Origin of the sequence: Comamonas sp. A23 (genome assembly GCF_004522605.1) — a bacterium.
In the GTDB taxonomy this organism is placed as follows: Bacteria; Pseudomonadota; Gammaproteobacteria; order Burkholderiales; family Burkholderiaceae_C; genus Comamonas; species Comamonas thiooxydans.
On the sequence record NZ_RSDT01000011.1, the window covers coordinates 160400 to 177596 of the forward strand.

Consider the following 17197-nt stretch of genomic DNA (forward strand, 5'->3'; position numbering starts at 1 on the left):
GGGTGGCTTCTGAGGGCCACTGCGGCCTAAGTTTGGGTCGCAACGGCCTACCAATGCGCGAGCGAACTTCAGCTCCCGTTGAATGGATCAACAACCATTCAACGAGGACTTTCAATGTTCATCATCACTGTTCTGGCCTCTAAGGGCGGAGTCGGCAAGACAACTACAGCTGCGAATCTGGGCGGCCTGCTGCACGACATCGGCTTTAGGACGCTGCTGATCGACGGCGATATTCAGCCGTCGCTCTCACGCTATTACCAGTTGCGCTATGCGGCACCTTTTGGGCTCACGCAGTTGGTGCAGTCTGGTGCACTGACCCCGGACTGCATCTCGCATTGCCAACTGCCACCGACTTCCTATCAAGGCAAGCTTGAGAAGGCACCTAAGAGCGAGGGCGGTTGCCTGCATATCGTTCGCTCTGACGCCAAGGACTCGTCTTTGCAGGTCTGGATGGCCAATCGCAATCCAGTGAGCATGCAGTTCAGCTTCAAGAACCCCTTGAAGCACCCTGCAATCGCTAGCGCATATGACGTGGTGATTATTGATACCCAAGGTGCTGTGGGTCATCTGCAAGATGCTGCTGTGGTTGCTGCTGATCTGCTTCTTGTGCCTGCAACGCCAGACATGATCTCTGCTCGCGAGTTCATCGCAAATGTGAAGGCACTCATTGAGCGCCACGATAGCGTGTCTAGCATGGGCTTGAAGATGCCTCAGATGAAGGCATTTCTCAATAAAAGCCAGAAGACAAGCGATAGCAAGGAAATGTCCGCAATGATTCGCGAAAGCTTTATTGAGCTGAGCGGAAAAATCACGATGCTGGATACCGATGTTCCCGATGCAACGGCTTGGAAAAAAGCAGCCAGTGCCGGAGTTCCAGTGCATTGGGTTGATCCAGTGAAAGCGTCCAACACGCTTCATTCCCTTCTTTGGGAAATTGTGCCCAGCGTGTCGGAGATGTACGCATCTAACCACCCCCAATATCTCGATCTGAACGCACCCTCCAATTAATTTTAGGAGGAAAGCATGCGTACACCTGAAACCATGACTGCTCGCGAACGGGCAGCCTCGCTAAACCTAACTACGTCCCCTGGAAATAAGCAAGGGACGTCAGCTATGACTGCACCAGATAAACCAAAGCTCACTCCAAATCAAGCACGTCTTGAGGCGGCTAAAGCAGCTCTTCAACGAGACTCTGAAAGATCAACTACCAGTTTTGATCCGATGGATGAGATTGATGGCTCCATCATCGTCTTGGATGTTTTTGATATTGATGAATATTCGCTGAATCCTCGCAAGAAAGCTAATTCCCAGCGGGCGGAAATCAAAGCGAGTATGAAGGTCGATGGCATCACCAACATGTTCTCGGTTACGCGTCGAAACCCTACGGAGAAGTATTTTCCATATGGTGGCGGAAATACTCGTGTGGAGATCGCAAAAGAGCTGGTGAATGAAGGCGTCGAGAAACTGCGGCGCATCCATGTCGTTACTCGAAAGTGGCCTGGCGAGGCTGCTGTCATTGCCGCGCACTTGAGCGAAAACGACAATCGAAGTGATATTTCGTTCTGGGAGCGAGCTCAGGGCGTGATGAATTACAAGCGTGAAATTGAGAAGGAGACTGCTAAATCATTCTCCGCCACCGAACTTAATAAAGCACTTAAAGAGGTTGGATTGAGCTATGGCGTGAGGATGGTTCAAAACTTCATCTTCGCTGTCGAAAATCTCGCGTTGATTGGTAATTGGCTTCAAACGTCTGACGTGAATATAAATATTCGTCCTACCGTTTCAGCACTTCACGAAATGGCATCTAAGTTTGATAAGCGTGATGAGGTCAAAAACTCCATCGAGGAAATCTTCTTGATGCACGCGACCGATCTTGAGGCCATGGAGCAAGCGAACTCCGAGGCCGATCCTGCAAGCCGGACAGAGGTCAAGTTGGATGTTCAATCGCTGCTCACCCAGATCCAGTCTGTATCCTCGAAGCACTTTGGCATTGCCGCCGACCATATCGAGTCAGTCGTCCAGTCCTATCTCCAGGACCCGAAGCTTTCTGTTGAGGACATGCGCTCGATAGAGAGCGAGAACAAGAAGGTGCAACAGCAAGCCAAGCAGGCGCCACTGTCGGGAATGCTTGGCGGCGTGTCGGCGGCTGCATCGCCTAGCAGTAAAAGAGCCACCACAAAGGCCGATCGGCAAGGGGCGGGTGCTGGCCCAGCAGACAAGCTGGCAGCGTTTTCCGCACGGCTATCGCAGAATCTTGTGGATCTGAATGCTGTCGTACCGTTGTCGGACTTCGTGAAGCCAATGCCGGCATTGCCATACGGGTTCTTGGTGGATATTCCAGAACGTATGTCGTATTTGGGTGATCAAAAGCTCTCCGAAGAACTCGAAACTCTGCGTGTGTATCTCTGGCCATTTCTTGCAACGCAAACCGGGCAGTGCAACGCAAACCTACTCTCGAAATGCGACCCAGAAAGCCGCTGGGTAAAGGCTATTCAGGCTGGCGTTGATACGTTCCGTCAGGAGTGCACAGATAGAGCAATTCTGTGCGGGAAGAACGGGCAGCTTTATGTCACTTCTGACCATTATGGGTATCTCTTCGGCAATGCGGCGGTTGCTAGATGCTTGTCTGCACTGATGCAAACACTCGCTGAATTTAATATCGCCGTGCAAGAGGATAGCCGCGAAGCCTATAAACCGTTATTTACGGAATAAACACGTTAGTTAAGCAATGACAGATCATATTGTTCCCGTCGATATTCACACGAATCCGCAGTTAAATTTTCTGCTGCTGACGGAGGTAATTCGTGCTATCGAAACCGAGGTTGGAATAGATCAGTTATTGCAGATGGGTTGCGATGCCGAACTGATTGACCAACTTCGGCATCGCAAGACTCGCGATATTCTGGATATTTCTACTAAGTTAACGAGGGTTAAACTCGTATTTTCTCCTGGCGAACTCCGGCAGCAATTGGAAGGCCTGGACCGACAACGGCAAGACGATGCACTTTGCGAATATTTTGTGCGTAATGGCGCATCGCGTGCACTGATTACCCGGCTTTTTAAGCGCTCCGCAGACGATATTCGTAGGATGCGTGAATTGGTTGGTGGAAGCGTCACCGGCGGTAGGGCCAAATTACCCAAGAAGTTTGATGTTCGGGATCAGATTCATCAAGCTTGGGCCGAAATTACCAGCCAATCGGCGCCTGGGAAATCTCTACGTGATTGGATTTTCGAGCTGCATTCTCGTTTTGCGGAGTACACCATCGACTCGCTTTATTCAACACTCAAAGAGTTTGAAGACGAGGATAGCCTGGCTCTTCCCAGGAGAAATGCTTTCCCGGTTGGAAAATAAATCAGCCGTAGGACGTTCTATTTACAACCATTATCGATATAGCTTGAACATGAAGAACACCAAGAATTTATCCGCCCAGCTGTCGAATAGTGATAGTGAATTTCTGAAGTCCGCACTGTTTCTGGAACTCATCGGCCAAGAGCCCATCACCATCAACCGCGCATTCGTGGATCTCACTGGTAACGTCTTGAGCGCACTCTGGCTTACCTATGCGATGGAGCGGGAACGTCGCAGCGAGTCGGAGGATTTTTTCGAAATCCTTATGTCATCGTCATGCTGCACCAAGGACACCGGCATAACGAGGGCACAGCAGCAAACCTGCCGCAAGACCCTCGTGGACTTGGGCATCCTGCATGAGCAAGCAGGTCAGGGCCGCATCATTACCTATCGGATCTCGAAGCGGCGCTTGCTTGAGCTTTTGCAGCAGCAAGCCATGCCCTTGGCCAGCGCAATGCGCAGTGCAGCGACAACCTCCGTAGCCGCAGCTGCGCACTGATGGAGCTTGTCAGTGCGCGGCTCTCTTTCACTCGCAGCAATTCCAACAGTTCGTTATGAACTGCCGGAGGATGCGCCGATCCACCAGGGTGCCGAGCAAATTTTTCTGCATCTGGACGATCGAGGTTTCGTTCCATTTCATCCGGTGCTGGCTGAAAAATTCGGCCACAAAGCCGCCATCTTCGTGGGCATGGCGCTCTACTGGACGCGCCACAGTCTCCGCAACCATCCCGAGCGCGGTGGCTGGTTCTTTATGTCCTTGCAGCAGTGGAAGTCGGCCATTGGGCTGACCCGCACCGAGCAAGCCAGTGTGCGCGAGCTGCTGATGGGCGAGGGCGTTCTCGAAGAGATGCTCGTTGGGCGTCCTGCGGTGCTGAACTACCGCCTGAACGTACCTGCACTCGCCAAGGCATTGGCCATGCGCGGCAAGGGGCAGAAACTTACGTGGGACTTGGCAAGTAGCTGGTTCAAGGGCTGCAAGGTCTACTACAAGCCCCTGGCTGATGTGGCTGGAAGCATCGCAGGCGGGCTGTACTTGGCCTATCTGCTGCAGCGGCACCGGGAGTGTCTGAAGCTAGCCCAGCTTACCGATGGCGCTATCCCGGTCAGCCAGGATGAAATCTCAACAGCGCTTGTGCTCGGTCCGAAGGTCCAGCGCAATGCTCGGGAGCGGCTGAAGAAGGCTGGACTCATTAACGAGGTCGGCATCGGCGGAGCTTTGGTCCGCATTAACTTCGACGCCATTCTGCTGTGCCTGCGTGGGCAAAGCATCAAGCCTTTGCCTCGCAAGGCTGACGCGGACAAGGCTACTCCTGCGGCGTCAACGAAGGCTGCACCGTCAAATAGCGCTCCAGCCACGAACCAGACGCTGGACCTGTCCGGGCTTTCATTCGCGTTCTCGCAAGCGACGCTCGGACTATCCGCGACCCCTCCTGCTCCCCGCCCGCGCGATCTCTTGCTGTCTTTTTTGAACGACGATCTGGTGCCTCACAAACCTGTCGAAATCCGACAAGCTGGAGCTACTTCTTCGATCAGTGAGCAGCCCGCCAAGTCGGAGCAAATCTCCAATGCCAGCAAGGAGTTAGCGAAGAGCTTTAGTGATAAGGGTAGCGAGGGTGGAGCGAAGGAATCGTTTGCCGTTTCCTGCAAACAAGAGCCTGACTCTTTGGACGAAACCTGCAGGCTTGATCTGCCGTTTCCCGCAATCAATATTCAAAGGACTTCTATTCAATCCACTACTACTTCGCCGGTGAACACCAGCAGCACGGCTGACGTTCAGGCAGGTGAGGGTGGTAAGTCTTCGAGTTCGGACAAGCTGAATGCCGGACTTGCCTCTGGCCTCATCTTCCCCACCTGGATTGAGAAGTCACTGCACGCGTCCCTCTCCAAGGTGCTGGCCAAGTTTCCCCTTGAGCAACAACAGCAAGCGTTGGACGAGATGGAAGGTGCGAACCGGCGATTTCATAAAGTGAAGTCGCCAGTGGCCTGGCTAAACAGTGTGGTGAAGAAATATAGAGCCGGCGAATGCATCTGGGCGTATGCCCCCGTCATCGCTGCAGAGCGCATTGAGTTAGCCAAACAGGCCGATGCTCAACAGGCCCAGAAAGAAGCATCGCTGAAAGCTTTTCACGAAGGATCGGCCAACGCCGTCGCCAATCCAGTGCGAGTGGCGGTCGAAGGCAATGGGCCTTTGGGCAAAGAAGCGGCGCGTGCCAAGTTGCTTGCTCTTCGCAATGAGCGGGCAGCGAAGGTCGGAATGGCGAAGAAATGAGCTGACTTCCGAATAACCCGAGATGGGCCATATGGCACTCAGTGCCAAGTAGCTCGAAATGAACCACACGGCACTTAGTGCCATGTAGCTCGAAATGAGCCACGCGGCACTTAGTGCCATGTAGCTCGAAATGAGCCACAGCAATTTTCAAGAGAAGCAATATGAGCTATCAGAAATCAGGGAACGATCTATTTATTCAGCTCGTTCAGCAATTCAGAAGCTACACGGATGCTGCGGTTCTTTGGGTCTTACTCAAAGAGCGGGGGGATATTGGAGAGATTGCCATTACGTCTGGGTCGATCACTGAAGTCGAACTGTGCAGAACCATTCCATTACCCACCGTAAAACGAACTCTCCAGCGGTTGCAAGAGACCGGATTTATTAATGTCCGCGTGCAGAAGAACACGAAAACGCTGGTGACCGTGAATCGCGATGCGGTACTCGATTTGCTAAGACAGCCCATTGCCGAGCGGCTGCCATCAGTTAGTAAGAAGCACTTTCCATTTATCGACGGTTGGAATGAAGACATCGCTAAAGAAGCTGCGCAAGTGGCAATAGAGAACGCCAGTGCCGACGAGGGCGGCAAGTCGGGAGAAGTCCCGGACGCTGGATAGACGAAGTATTTAATTTAAGGAGAAGACCTTGGCTACTGATCGAATCAAAACAGACCCCGGCTTTCAGCCAGTAATGCTGGCCGGTGTATTGGGTGCAGGTGCACCAGGCATTAAATTCGCCACCGACCCGAATTCGCCATTTCGTGACGGCTACTCAATTGCTGGTGAAGAAGCTGCTTTGGCGGCATTCATCCAGGCTGGCGCGTCTGAAGACGATCCTTTGTTTGATCGCTATGTAGAGCTGGAAGATCGCAAAGAGCAATTCCAGAAGATGCAAGCGGAGCGACGCGATCGTCGTGGTGCGGACGCGGTGGTGACGAACTCCGAAGCGCAAGGCATTGATGATCTCGGGCCGCTGACGAACGAAGGCGTGGACCAGATGACGATTCACACCATCGAGGCCCACCGACTTTTTCAGGGGCGATCTGGGGAGCCTGAAAAGCGCTTGAACGCGATCATTGGCGGCAAGCGCGTTGCTTCCTCTCTGCGGAATCTTTGGGTACTGACGAGCCGTGACAACCCATATGCAGATTGGGCACTGGTACGCCATGAGTACGGCATCTCGCGAGTTCAAGAGTCGTTGCGCGCCCAAATCGCTAAAGCCGAGGAGCTGCTGGAGAGCCAGCGCAAGCGCGGCCTGAGCCTGAGCATCGTTCAGTCCGCTCGCCCTATGACCCTGAACCTCGGATTCCGCAGCCCTTACGGCTATGCGATCTCCATGTTGATCGTGGACTACGACTACTTTGTTCGTATCCAGAAGACGCTGCAGCGCAAGAACTTGCTGAGTGATGAGCAGGCGCGTGCTGTGCTGAGCGCAATGAGCCGCGCCATCCTTGGCGTGTTCTACGGCACCGCCCGATTCGACAAATGGCTCGGTCGTCCAGAGATTCGTGAGCTGAGCCGTTCTGACTGGTTCAGTGCAGACCCGGAAGCGGCGAAGCGCATTCAGTTTGTGGTGAGCACGTTTGGTGCAGTGCCAGCTCAGATTTACAAGGCCGAGGTGAAGCCTTCGCATTCGCGCCGACTCATCAACATCAGCGAAGCCGAACGTGCGTTGCTGCAGCAAGTTGGCGACCAATTGCAGCAGGCGCAAGAGCGTGGCTCCGATGCATCCGCATCTACTGGCCCAGAAGCTACAGCCACCGCTGATTAAGACCGCGCGCAGTCGTTTGGAACTGATATTGAAAGGGATTGGTGTGAAAAGGGATCTGGAAATAAAAGGGGCTTCGCAGCACACCGGTCGTGGCCGAGTCGTCAACAACGTGCTCTGGGGTCGTCAAGCCCTGGCGGATCAGGACTGTCAAGATCGAGCTGACGTAAAGGCCCTTACGGGTAGGGGCACCCTGTCCAGATTGCGCCAGAAGCTTGACGGCATTGACGCAATCCTGAAGCAGATGCGCGATTTGTCCGAGAAGTCGAAATCTGTTCCAGGACTGAGCTTCTATCTGGTCGTGCACCAGAAAAGCACAACGGGCTATGTCTTTCTGCGCTGGCGCCAACGCATGGGCTCTAACCGCCATTTGAGCTTTGAAGAGGTGGAGGAGCTTGCGTCAGGCCTGCCCAGTGAACTCCGTCAATGGTGCATGGCAGCGTCCCAGCGCGCTGTGGCCTTGAATGAGGAGCACCAGCAGACGCGTGGCGATATCAAGCGTATTCGTGTGAGCGTGGACAAGGCTCCTGTCTTTCTTTATCCACGCTCCCCGATTTCGACCCTCTAAGTCCGTGCCTGGGCTGACCTGGTGCAGCAGCTCGGGCATTCAATCAGCACTGCAAGGAAATTGGATATGTCGCAATTGTTTATCGGCAAGGGAAACCTGGGTAGCTCTCCTAGTCTCAGGACGCTCAAGGGTGGGCCTAACGGCGAGTTTGATGTCGCCAGTATGCGTGTTCGGTTCAGCCGATACGGCCGCACCGAGGAGGGCGGAATCGAAGAGGTCGGCGGTTTTTGGCGCGAGGTGGAAATCTACGGCGCGAAGGCTCGCGATGCCGCGCGGCTCCTGCGCAAGGGAGCCAGAGTGCTAGTGATGGGGGAAGAGCTTGAGTACATGGCGCGCGATGAGGCTACTGGCGGCCAAGTGATGGTGTTCAAGATCGAGGCCCAGGATGTCGCACTTCTGCTGTCGCGTGTGAAGACCATTGAGTTCGAGGCTTCACGCCGCTCGTCCACGGAGCAGTCGGATGGCTCCTCAGGCGAAGTGCAGGAACCCTACCACGCAGGCCAGCCTGCTTAAAGACCGTTTTTAACCAAGGAGCACATCTTGACTTTACATCCCGATCAACAGGCCTCGGACGACATCACATTGCTTGTCGATGGTCGATTCACCATGGTGGTTGCGCCATCGCAAAAGGTGAATGAAGAAAATGCACCCGCATTCTTAGTCGTGCGAGATTCCAATGGCAAGGATGTATGCGTGGGATATTGCAAGCTCCAGTTTGATGCTACCTGGCACACGCGTCTCACGGTCACATACGATGAGTCGTCGCAGTCGGACTCTATGTTGATTGGCGACTTTGATAGTCGCGTTGATGCGGTGGTGCGGTTATGGCTTGTCCGTCATAACTTCAGCTACCAGATGACAGAATAAATATCGGTTTTCCTGTGGCGCATGCTCAGTCGCCAATTGAGTCCACAGGAGAATATGGTGCAAGAAAAATATCAATTTTTGGGGCTCGTTGTTCCCGATCCAGTCGATACGAATTTCGATCCTGTGGCATGGGCCAATACTTGCCAGGATGTGTTCAATAAAAATATCGCTCTGATCGGGAAGTCCTACGACACTTTTATCTTGAAGTGTTCCAGCGATTTTGATCCGCTTATATCGGGGCTGCAGGTTTCTGATTCAACGCTCACATGGGCGCTATGGATGGCCGAAGGTTGGGGTTATGAGTCACCAGCAACAAGAGTTGTTCGCGAGGGGCTTTGATGTTGCCTAGGCCCGTCACGATCCGCCCGCCGGATCTCCTTATCAAAGCCGTCTCGGATGGACGCAGGCTCGGCCTGCAGCTCCTGGCAGTTCCAGGTGTGAGCCGTCCACTTGCAAACTACGATGCTTGGTGGAGTGGAGCTCGGCGCATGTGGCTGCTTCAAACTACCGACTCCAGTTATGCCGACGATGTGATTAAGCATGCGTTTGCTGGGCACTTCGTGGATATAGAGCAGCTCGATGTGCAACTGCGCGCCGCTGTCGCAGCTCCTGATCCCGACTACTTCTCGCAGTTGCTCGATGTTCAGATCTTCCCGCTGGTGAAGGGAGACCTAACACGCGGTTCATGGGCGGTTAGCTTTACCTACGACCCGCTATGCGTGAAGGCGATGCGTTCGTTGGGCGGCTACTTCCACAAGCATGCGTCAGCGTGGCAAGTCAGAGCCGATCCTGAGCTCATCATGGAGCGGCTGGCCAGCATTGCCGGCGTGTCGTCGGAGTTCGTATTCGTCCATGAGCAGCCGGTGGTCATCGAAGAGTTGACCACAAGTGGCAACGAAGGCTCGCCTATCAGCGTGCCCGCTGCATCGCCACCGCTGGGCGGGGGCGGCGGGCCTGGTGAAGAAGAGGGCACCGGTTTCCTGTCGACTGAGCATGGCCACGTCGATGACATGCCGTATGACCGGGTGGCCCTGGCCAGCATGGTCGCCTGTGGCGTGCTGCGCGACTACCAGGCCGAAGGCGTCGCACATATGCTGCGCCAATCGGGCGCCTGCATGGGCGATGACATGGGCCTGGGCAAAAGCCGCCAGACGGTCGTGGCATCCCGGATGGCTGCTGGCAGCGGCCGGGTCCTGATCGTATGCCCTGCATCCCTACGTTTGAACTGGGAGCGAGAGATCAAGATGGTCTACCCAGACGCTCGCGTCGGGATGATCGGTGAGGACCGGATTTCGACGCTGGCTGGCTGTGACTGGGTGATCGGCAACTACGAACGCATGGGCGGCCTAGTGCGCGAGAGTGAGCTGGAGTTCGCGGTGATGGCCGTGGATGAAGCCCACTACCTGAAGGAATACAAGAGCGGCCGCACGCGCAATGTGTTCCTGCTGGCAGCACGGATAGAGCGATGCTTTGTCGTCACCGGCACGCCGTTGCTCAATCGCGAGATTGAGATGCATACGCTGCTGCGCATCACGGGCCATCGCCTCGGTAGTCTCACGCTGGCTGAGTTCCGCAAGAGCTACGCGGGTAGCCCTGAGAAGCGAGCAGCACTGGCTGCAGCGATCCAGGGCTGGATGATCCGTCGCAGCAAGGACGTGCTCAAGGATCTGGGTGACAAGGCGAGGCAGTTTGTGCCTCTGTCGCCAGAGGGGCTCGATGTCTACAAGGAGATCTATGGCGACATGACCCTGCAGGCCATGCCCAAGATCGTTCGCCTGCGTAAATGCCTTGAAGGTCTGAAGGTTCCGTACCTGGTCGAAACCGTGCAGGCAATGGGAGAGGACGACAAGCTCATCATCTTCTGCGAGTACATGAGCACCGTGGAGGCCCTTAAACAGGCCCTGGCCAGCCTTGGCGTAGGCTGTGTCTCGCTGGTCGGCTCAGATAGCTTGAAGCGTCGGCAGGCTGCGGTAGATGCGTTCCAGAGGGACGCAAGCATCAAGGTATTCATTGGCACCACCATGGCTGCGGGCGTGGGCATCACGCTGACGGCTGCCAACATCGTGGCATTTGCCTCCATGCCGTGGACGCCAGCCTTGATGCGCCAGGCAGAGGACCGGGCCTACCGCTTGGGTCAGATCCGCGATGTGCTGGTCCTGGTGCCCATCATCCAGGGCACTATCGATGAGGGCGTGCTGCAGCTGCAGGAGAACAAGCACACCACAGAAATAGAAGTGGTGGAGGCAGCCAAGAAAGCATTGCCTGTCCAACAACGAGCGGCTGTAGAAACTGTGCCAGATGAAGCTCGCGAGGAAGTGCTGGCACTTGAATATGCCTGATCTATTTTAAGTGCTCATAAAAAATGGCCACTTAGTGGCCATCTAATATCAAACCTGCTGCAATCATTTGATTTCGAATTGCGAGCGATCCTTATCTTTGATCCAGACAGGAGGCTTGCCACGGCCTGTCCAAGTTTGACCAGTCTCAGGGTCACGATACTTGGGGTCAACAGAGCCGCGAGTTGCTTTTGCTTTCGCTTGGGGGAATATATCGTCTTGGGTCAATCCATATGTCGCGATCAAACCCTTAATCTGTTGCACGGCTGTGCCGATTTCGCTTTTACGTGCTGCTTCAATCTGGGCTTCGAGTGTTGCGCGTTGGGCCAGCAGATCCTTGTACGACACCGCAGAGTTAGACATCAATATGCTCCATTAAAATGACAGAACATATTATGAGGCATTTTAAGAAATGATGGTTGCTTTGCTGGAAGCAAGGATTGCGTTGCACTCAGTTTCGGCGCTAAAATCGACGCACATTGGCTCTTCGGAGCTTTGTAGCATCTGAGTCCTTGAGAGATGCGCATCAGCTCACGCTGGCGAGGACATTCTTCAACCCCACGGGATAACACAATCCCGTCGGGGACCGTGTTGCCCAACATCTAGGAGCAACACATGCATCAATCTCAACGTTCTGCCAAGAAGCCGGCATCCTCGCCTTTTGACGTGGATCGCCAGCTGCTGGTGAAGATGATCTCTCGCGTCAACGACCCTGTCGTAGCACGCATATTTCTCAACACGTTGGATATGTACCCGGATCTGAAACTTCAGTTCCTAGGTGCCTATCTGATGGCGGAAGAGACGGTCAAGCGCTCGCAGATTCGATATGCAAAGGCTCATGACGTGGGTCAGGCTACTGCGCGAATCAAGCGAAAGTGTTTGGAGTTGCTTCGTGCCCTTTGGTCGCTTAGCGTTTGCTTTGCTCGTTGGACCCGTGTGGCTCTCAATGAGTACAAGCTGCAAAAGTCCCATAAATCGCCTAAGCCACCGGCTCCTTCTGCCAACGTCATCATGCTCCCGTTGTCTCGCAAGGCAACTGGCACAGATAACTAAGCAGAGGCTCTAACCAACCCATTACCCGAAATTCGTCGGGTAGTGGGTTTTTCTTTGTTCGAATATTTGGAGGCCGTATGAATAAGAAATCAATCCTTGAACGCTATCTCGAATTGCATCCATTGAAGGCTTCAAGGCGTGGCGCGTCATTGGATATGGAGCTCATTGAACGTTGGTACTTTGAAATTCAGCTCCGAGGCGTTGCGAAGATCAAACATCAGATTGCCCATGCGAAGCGAACCGCCACCTCATTGGTGAAAGCTCAGAGTAATTTCGAGAACCTCAATCCAACTCAATTGAAGCAATTGAAGGATGCCTCAACGATGATGCGCGATCTCGCCGAGTCGCTGGTTCCGCTAGAAAATTGGGCTAAGAGCTATAAGGAGTTCTACGATAAGACGGTTCTTGCCGATCAGAATGAAGAATGCGATGCGTTTGCGCAAGCACGCTGGCATGGCGATGAAGTGGAGTTTCAGCTAGAGCTTGAGTTATTGCTTGAGGCTGACAACTTCAAAACGCGCAGTTGCGTTGGTGATTGGTTTCATTTGAATAAGCGGTATCTCAACGTACCAGCGAATGAATTTATCCTGTCGCTATATCTGACCTTTCATGAGAAACAAAGCGTGAAGGAACGGATGCGGGCAGTAGCCTATTCATTTGTTTACGCCTCCGCTTGTCGCAGGGACCATTCTGAGTTGATGGGCAATCAAAAGTCCGTGTACGTGGGTACCAAAGACATTGATGCGTACCTGGCATACCGAAAAGCAAATGTGCAGGCTTCGGCGTCTGCGGCAATGAGCAAGTTGGGTCTCAACCTATAAATCCCTGATGGGCACTAGATGCCCTGGGGCAAGTGTCCATCTTCCTTATCTACTGGAGATGAATATGAGCCTCAAAAACACCTTTGAACGTCCAAGGAATTACAAATCCATGGTGCATACAGAGAAAAACCCGAGCATTGAATTGTTGATGGACCAGGTAATGGTGATTGCATCAATTTGGACATTAGCTTCAAACGATGCCTTGGAACCATCTGCTAAAGAGAAATATAAGGCTCGTGTTGTACTGGAACAGGATCATCTTCGCACGATGCTCCAGAAAGCGCTCACAGCGAAAGACAGGGTTCTGTAATTTGTCCCGTATTCGCTGGGTGATCTTCTTCTAACTCTCTTTTTACCCTTGGGGCACCGTCATGCCCCTGGGGGGGACGGTGCCCTTTCTGCTTTCAACGAAAGGAATCCTATGTCCAAGCACTTAATTAATCAAACGAACGTGAACGGAATTGAAATGGTTCTGGAATGCGGCTACGACCGCCCAACAGGCTCATTCTTTGCCAATATTCATTCCGAAGGCGACATTTACTACACCTCACTGGTGGAGCTCGGGTCGAAGGACTCTGGCTGGTTGCTCACCGTGACTGCAGAGCATGGCTTGGTAGTCCCTCGCCAAATGATGGATCGCCTGGCTATCGAAGCAATGTTCGATGGGAGTAATGATTTCATCCAGCACGAGCCTTACACGCAAACGGAATCCGACAGACGACTGCTACAGCTGGGCTTTCGCCAACAGATGCCGTCCGTGCTGCCAACCGATAACCCTGTGTGGGCTTGGTTCACTGACAGCGAGGAAGATCTTGGCACATATGCTTTGCTGCAATCCAAGGACTATCAAGCCTATGTGCCATCTCTGCTCTGTGATGTCTTGCCACAAGAAGGTGAATGGCCGGTACTCGATGAACAGGATGTGCTCAAGCGTCTTGACACGATGCATGCGCGGCTCTTGAAGGGCGCTTTCCAAAAGCATCCTGGCGAAGGCATAGGATCGGTTCTGAACCGCATTCTGGGCTTTGTGCCGCCAATTCTGCAGCTCGAATCCAAGTTGTTCGTTGTCTTCTCGGATCACGAATTCGTACAAGATAAGACGGGCTTTTGGGCTGGAGATAGTTGGGCTGGCTTTTCCGCGGCGAAGGTGTTCGGGCCGTGTGAAGTGACAGCAGAGGAGGGCGAGAACTGCATCCCTATTCACCAGGCATATGCCTTGGCGAGCGGTGCATTGCTCAAGGTCCAGTCATTTGGCGTCAAAAGCATCGCCGACGATGATCTTTGCGCATCTTGCGGCCACTGCAACTATCGTCCAGGTGATATGAGCAGTTGCAGTAAAGACTGGCCGGGATACCAGGATTCCGATGGGTATCTGAAGGTGTGCTTTGCGTCCGATATCGCCATCTAAAGCTCAAGCTAGTTGAACCTCGCGCTGGCCAAGGGCCTGCGATTTCTTAACCCGGACGGGCGTTGTCGCCCAGTCGGGCCGCGCCTTTCCAATTTAGAGAGTTGGAAATGAACGCAACTAACAATCAGCAGCTGTGCACAGCTGCGGATCGTCAGAGCTACGCACTGACTGCTGAACAGGTCGCCCTTGCCATCGCTGGCCACGACCTCCGCACCTTTAAGGGGTGGATAGCAGCCGCGTCATCATTACTCGCTGATGCGCCTTTGATGACCGGCATTGAGGAGAAACATAGCCTCTATGTGATCCTGAAAGCGGAGTTCAACGGAAAACCAGAGGTCGTTTTTTTCTACAATGAAACCAATGGCATCTACTCCCCAGATCTTGCGTCGGACTTCGACAGCAGTGCCTGGTGTAACGATAGTTGGGATGGCGTCGAGGCTGAAACCAACATCGTTACATTGACATGCCCACACTTCGTGACCCTGCGTCACGAGCAATTGCTTAAGCAAGTCACTAACGACTCTCTGAGTCCTGGCATGTAGTTGCCACACCCAACAAGCCCAGCTCACAAGTTCTTGTGACTGGGCTTTTTTCATTGGTGGCGCCTGGCCTGCTGTCCTAGTTTCCTTGGCCGTCCCTCGATCACGGAAAGATGCGCAGAAGGTGCGTTACCTCGATATGCTGCGTATTCCGGTCGAACTGACCGCCTGTGCTGGTTGTGGCTGACCGGGCTGGTGGTCGTGACCGACTGAGTTCGGCCAAAAGCGGACTCTGGGTATTGAATGGCGACAGCTGCATTGAGGGCTGCCTTAGCAACACCATTTGGGTTCGTGTACCCAATCTTTAAGCGTGCAAGGATAGCCCCTTGATGGCTTTATCAACGGCTTTCTTAGAACCTCGAACAGCCAAGCCAACTAAGTTCAGGCTGTCCGCATCTTCTTCCATAAACACTCGGCGATTTGCCTCATCGTTTCCGGTTGAAAACATCGCATGGACGAAAGGAATGATCGTCAGCTCACGCTCAAGGCCTTTGCGATGCGCTGCCTGCAATTCGGTCACATCGCCTTCAAACACCATCATGGGCTGCCCCAGCATGTTGCCATAGCGACGGCCTTTAGCATCGACATAGGGCTCACCCATAACCTCCGGGGCCGCTGCTGCGATGCCGCTCGCTAAGAATGCCACCACATTCAAGCGCTGCCAGACGGCGAGGTCATTTCGGACAATCAGAGCTACTTTGGTATCAAACATCAACACAGTTCCAGGTGAAAGATGCCGATAATCCAAGAACGCCCGGCCTCAAGATAGAACGTTTGTGCACTGGTGCTGATAAGACGCCGGGGACATTCGATACGCCCGCTGGAACCAGCGGCCCAGATGGCTTTGGTCGGCAAACCCGAGCTGCATTGCCACTTGCGCAGGTCTTTGCCCGGCAGCCAGCAGGGCGCGCGCCGAGCGCAGCCTAAGATTCACCAGATACGCGTGAGGCGACTGCCCGTAGGCATACTTGAACTGGCGCGTCAGCCGGAAGCGGTCTACGCCTGCATACTCGGCAAGCTCATCCAATCCGAGATCCTCCCCCAGACTGGCGTGCATATGCTCCCGCACCCGCTCCATGCGTGTCCTGCTTTCATTGGATACGACGGACTTGTCTGTTTGCAGGTGAGCGGACAACACATCCAGCAGTTGCTCTAGGGCTTGGTCTCGCGCCAGTCGCCCCTCTGATCCATGCACTGCGACAAATGCTTGCTGTATGGCATCCCGTAATTGCGGATCACCTTCGAGCGTATTTTTGAAGACTGGCTCGATACCCGCGAGCCCATTCAACCCGCGTCTGTTCAACAGCGTGCCAATGCATTGCGTGGGCAGATACAGCATTACGTAGGTGAAACCAATGTCATCGGGAGCATGACCATCGTGCACGGCCCCTGGCTCGATCAGCATGGCATTGCCTGGCACGCTGGTATGCAGGGATCGATTGCACCGGAACCGCTGCACCCCTTGTTGGGTGATCCCAACCAGAAGCTCATCATGAGCATGGGCATCGTAGGCATGCCCTTGAAAGTGGGCGTGGATGCTTTCAATGCCAGTCTCTGCGTCACGCTTCACTTCAATCCAGTCATCGCTTTTGGTGCTCATAACACTCCTTGTCGAGCTGATCCAGCCCAGCTAGTGATGCCATCAGCCTTGAGGCACGAACTTCTACGGACTAGGGAACACGCTATGTTGAGTAAATAAGATAATGATTGTAATCTAATTGATAAGGCACCAACCACCGAATCACTTTTGGAGGATGACAGATGAAAGACGCGCAGCCAGCAAAGTTGCTGTACCTGGAAGACTTGGCCGTAGGCGATGTTTTTGAGAGCTCCGAGCACGCGCTGGATACCCAGCAGATTTTGAACTTTGCCACCCAGTTCGATCCGCAGCCCTTTCACCTCGATGAGCAAGCTGCGAAAGACTCCTTTTTCCAAGGCCTGGCTGCAAGCGGCTGGCACACAGTGGCCATCACTATGCGGCTGATTGTTCAAAGCTTGCCGCTTGGCAAAGGAGTGATCGGTGCCGGTGCCGAGCTAAGTTGGTCGCAGCCCACAAGGCCTGGCGATGTGCTACATGTGACCAGCACCATCAAAGACATCGTGATCTCGCGATCCAAGCCTGACCGTGCCATCGCTGTGGTGGAGAGCGTCACCAAGAACCAGCACGATGCGCCACTGCAAAAACTGGTCAGCAAGGTGGTTGTATTCAGGAGGGAGGAGTAA

Annotated in this window: 21 protein-coding genes; 18 read left to right on the plus strand and 3 right to left on the minus strand. The window is 53.9% G+C overall.

What is annotated here, in order from left to right; genetic code table 11:
* The first annotated feature begins 114 nt into the window (after positions 1 to 114).
* From EIC84_RS21280 to EIC84_RS21335, 12 genes are all read left to right on the plus strand, one after another.
* A complete protein-coding gene (locus EIC84_RS21280) occupies positions 115 to 1008 on the plus strand; it encodes a ParA family protein (RefSeq protein ID WP_003054942.1) in 894 nt (297 codons plus the stop codon).
* A 15-nt stretch (positions 1009 to 1023) separates the two neighbouring features.
* Positions 1024 to 2712, plus strand: a complete 1689-nt coding sequence (locus EIC84_RS21285; protein ID WP_237704441.1) for a hypothetical protein — start codon at positions 1024 to 1026, stop codon at positions 2710 to 2712.
* Between the two features lie 16 nt (positions 2713 to 2728).
* Positions 2729 to 3352, plus strand: a complete 624-nt coding sequence (locus EIC84_RS21290; protein ID WP_003054944.1) for an STY4526/YPO1902 family pathogenicity island replication protein — start codon at positions 2729 to 2731, stop codon at positions 3350 to 3352.
* Between the two features lie 49 nt (positions 3353 to 3401).
* Entirely contained in the window at positions 3402 to 3848 is a 447-nt protein-coding gene (locus tag EIC84_RS21295; protein WP_003054945.1) for a hypothetical protein, read from the plus strand.
* A 12-nt stretch (positions 3849 to 3860) separates the two neighbouring features.
* Entirely contained in the window at positions 3861 to 5618 is a 1758-nt protein-coding gene (locus EIC84_RS21300) for a hypothetical protein (RefSeq protein WP_003065061.1), read from the plus strand.
* Between the two features lie 161 nt (positions 5619 to 5779).
* Positions 5780 to 6232: a hypothetical protein gene (locus EIC84_RS21305; RefSeq protein ID WP_003054949.1), complete on the plus strand. Its 453-nt coding sequence runs from the start codon at positions 5780 to 5782 to the stop codon at positions 6230 to 6232.
* 28 nt (positions 6233 to 6260) lie between these two features.
* Positions 6261 to 7385 (plus strand): PFL_4669 family integrating conjugative element protein, encoded by a 1125-nt coding sequence (locus EIC84_RS21310; protein WP_034362003.1) that lies wholly within the window; start codon positions 6261 to 6263, stop codon positions 7383 to 7385.
* 16 nt (positions 7386 to 7401) lie between these two features.
* Positions 7402 to 7950 (plus strand): hypothetical protein, encoded by a 549-nt coding sequence (locus EIC84_RS21315; RefSeq protein ID WP_003065065.1) that lies wholly within the window; start codon positions 7402 to 7404, stop codon positions 7948 to 7950.
* A 66-nt stretch (positions 7951 to 8016) separates the two neighbouring features.
* Positions 8017 to 8463: a single-stranded DNA-binding protein gene (locus EIC84_RS21320; RefSeq protein ID WP_003054955.1), complete on the plus strand. Its 447-nt coding sequence runs from the start codon at positions 8017 to 8019 to the stop codon at positions 8461 to 8463.
* Between the two features lie 27 nt (positions 8464 to 8490).
* Positions 8491 to 8817, plus strand: a complete 327-nt coding sequence (locus EIC84_RS21325; protein WP_003065068.1) for a hypothetical protein — start codon at positions 8491 to 8493, stop codon at positions 8815 to 8817.
* Between the two features lie 54 nt (positions 8818 to 8871).
* Positions 8872 to 9156 carry a hypothetical protein gene (locus EIC84_RS21330; RefSeq protein WP_003065071.1) on the plus strand — a complete coding sequence of 95 codons (285 nt, stop codon included), beginning with the start codon at positions 8872 to 8874 and terminating at the stop codon, positions 9154 to 9156.
* A gap of 149 nt (positions 9157 to 9305) precedes the next feature.
* A complete protein-coding gene (locus tag EIC84_RS21335; RefSeq protein ID WP_003065077.1) occupies positions 9306 to 11156 on the plus strand; it encodes a DEAD/DEAH box helicase in 1851 nt (616 codons plus the stop codon).
* Between the two features lie 63 nt (positions 11157 to 11219).
* Here the strand turns inward: EIC84_RS21335 and EIC84_RS21340 are convergent, their stop codons facing one another.
* The gene (locus EIC84_RS21340) at positions 11220 to 11516 is read right to left on the minus strand and encodes an H-NS family nucleoid-associated regulatory protein (protein WP_003065080.1); all 297 of its coding nucleotides are present in this window, start codon (positions 11514 to 11516) and stop codon (positions 11220 to 11222) included.
* A 252-nt stretch (positions 11517 to 11768) separates the two neighbouring features.
* Between EIC84_RS21340 and EIC84_RS21345 the strand changes: the two genes are divergently transcribed.
* From EIC84_RS21345 to EIC84_RS21365, 5 genes are all read left to right on the plus strand, one after another.
* Entirely contained in the window at positions 11769 to 12206 is a 438-nt protein-coding gene (locus EIC84_RS21345) for a hypothetical protein (RefSeq protein ID WP_003054965.1), read from the plus strand.
* A gap of 77 nt (positions 12207 to 12283) precedes the next feature.
* A complete protein-coding gene (locus tag EIC84_RS21350) occupies positions 12284 to 13027 on the plus strand; it encodes a hypothetical protein (RefSeq protein WP_003065083.1) in 744 nt (247 codons plus the stop codon).
* 64 nt (positions 13028 to 13091) lie between these two features.
* The gene (locus EIC84_RS21355) at positions 13092 to 13337 is read left to right on the plus strand and encodes a hypothetical protein (RefSeq protein WP_003065085.1); all 246 of its coding nucleotides are present in this window, start codon (positions 13092 to 13094) and stop codon (positions 13335 to 13337) included.
* Positions 13338 to 13448: 111 nt separating this feature from the next.
* A complete protein-coding gene (locus EIC84_RS21360) occupies positions 13449 to 14435 on the plus strand; it encodes a hypothetical protein (RefSeq protein ID WP_003065086.1) in 987 nt (328 codons plus the stop codon).
* Positions 14436 to 14542: 107 nt separating this feature from the next.
* Positions 14543 to 14977, plus strand: coding sequence for a hypothetical protein (locus EIC84_RS21365; RefSeq protein WP_003065089.1), 435 nt, complete (start codon positions 14543 to 14545; stop codon positions 14975 to 14977).
* A gap of 301 nt (positions 14978 to 15278) precedes the next feature.
* On the opposite strand, the gene EIC84_RS21370 is transcribed toward EIC84_RS21365, so the two are convergent.
* Entirely contained in the window at positions 15279 to 15686 is a 408-nt protein-coding gene (locus tag EIC84_RS21370; RefSeq protein WP_003065092.1) for a DUF2000 domain-containing protein, read from the minus strand.
* Positions 15687 to 15734: 48 nt separating this feature from the next.
* Positions 15735 to 16574, minus strand: coding sequence for an AraC family transcriptional regulator (locus EIC84_RS21375; RefSeq protein WP_003065097.1), 840 nt, complete (start codon positions 16572 to 16574; stop codon positions 15735 to 15737).
* Between the two features lie 161 nt (positions 16575 to 16735).
* Here EIC84_RS21375 and EIC84_RS21380 point away from each other — a divergent pair, with 161 nt between their 5' ends.
* Positions 16736 to 17197, plus strand: a complete 462-nt coding sequence (locus EIC84_RS21380; RefSeq protein ID WP_003065099.1) for a MaoC family dehydratase — start codon at positions 16736 to 16738, stop codon at positions 17195 to 17197.

Bases quoted from the DNA above. Each gene is read 5' to 3' on its own strand.
- EIC84_RS21340 (WP_003065080.1), bottom strand. From the start codon at position 11,516: ATGTCTAACTCTGCGGTGTCGTACAAGGATCTGCTGGCCCAACGCGCA.
- EIC84_RS21305 (WP_003054949.1), top strand. From the start codon at position 5,780: ATGAGCTATCAGAAATCAGGGAACGATCTATTTATTCAGCTCGTTCAG.
- EIC84_RS21280 (WP_003054942.1), top strand. From the start codon at position 115: ATGTTCATCATCACTGTTCTGGCCTCTAAGGGCGGAGTCGGCAAGACA.
- EIC84_RS21295 (WP_003054945.1), top strand. From the start codon at position 3,402: ATGAAGAACACCAAGAATTTATCCGCCCAGCTGTCGAATAGTGATAGT.
- EIC84_RS21365 (WP_003065089.1), top strand. From the start codon at position 14,543: ATGAACGCAACTAACAATCAGCAGCTGTGCACAGCTGCGGATCGTCAG.
- EIC84_RS21360 (WP_003065086.1), top strand. From the start codon at position 13,449: ATGTCCAAGCACTTAATTAATCAAACGAACGTGAACGGAATTGAAATG.
- EIC84_RS21355 (WP_003065085.1), top strand. From the start codon at position 13,092: ATGAGCCTCAAAAACACCTTTGAACGTCCAAGGAATTACAAATCCATG.
- EIC84_RS21345 (WP_003054965.1), top strand. From the start codon at position 11,769: ATGCATCAATCTCAACGTTCTGCCAAGAAGCCGGCATCCTCGCCTTTT.
- EIC84_RS21290 (WP_003054944.1), top strand. From the start codon at position 2,729: ATGACAGATCATATTGTTCCCGTCGATATTCACACGAATCCGCAGTTA.
- EIC84_RS21285 (WP_237704441.1), top strand. From the start codon at position 1,024: ATGCGTACACCTGAAACCATGACTGCTCGCGAACGGGCAGCCTCGCTA.
- EIC84_RS21335 (WP_003065077.1), top strand. From the start codon at position 9,306: ATGTGGCTGCTTCAAACTACCGACTCCAGTTATGCCGACGATGTGATT.
- EIC84_RS21350 (WP_003065083.1), top strand. From the start codon at position 12,284: ATGAATAAGAAATCAATCCTTGAACGCTATCTCGAATTGCATCCATTG.
- EIC84_RS21375 (WP_003065097.1), bottom strand. From the start codon at position 16,574: ATGAGCACCAAAAGCGATGACTGGATTGAAGTGAAGCGTGACGCAGAG.
- EIC84_RS21370 (WP_003065092.1), bottom strand. From the start codon at position 15,686: ATGTTTGATACCAAAGTAGCTCTGATTGTCCGAAATGACCTCGCCGTC.
- EIC84_RS21380 (WP_003065099.1), top strand. From the start codon at position 16,736: ATGAAAGACGCGCAGCCAGCAAAGTTGCTGTACCTGGAAGACTTGGCC.
- EIC84_RS21320 (WP_003054955.1), top strand. From the start codon at position 8,017: ATGTCGCAATTGTTTATCGGCAAGGGAAACCTGGGTAGCTCTCCTAGT.
- EIC84_RS21330 (WP_003065071.1), top strand. From the start codon at position 8,872: ATGGTGCAAGAAAAATATCAATTTTTGGGGCTCGTTGTTCCCGATCCA.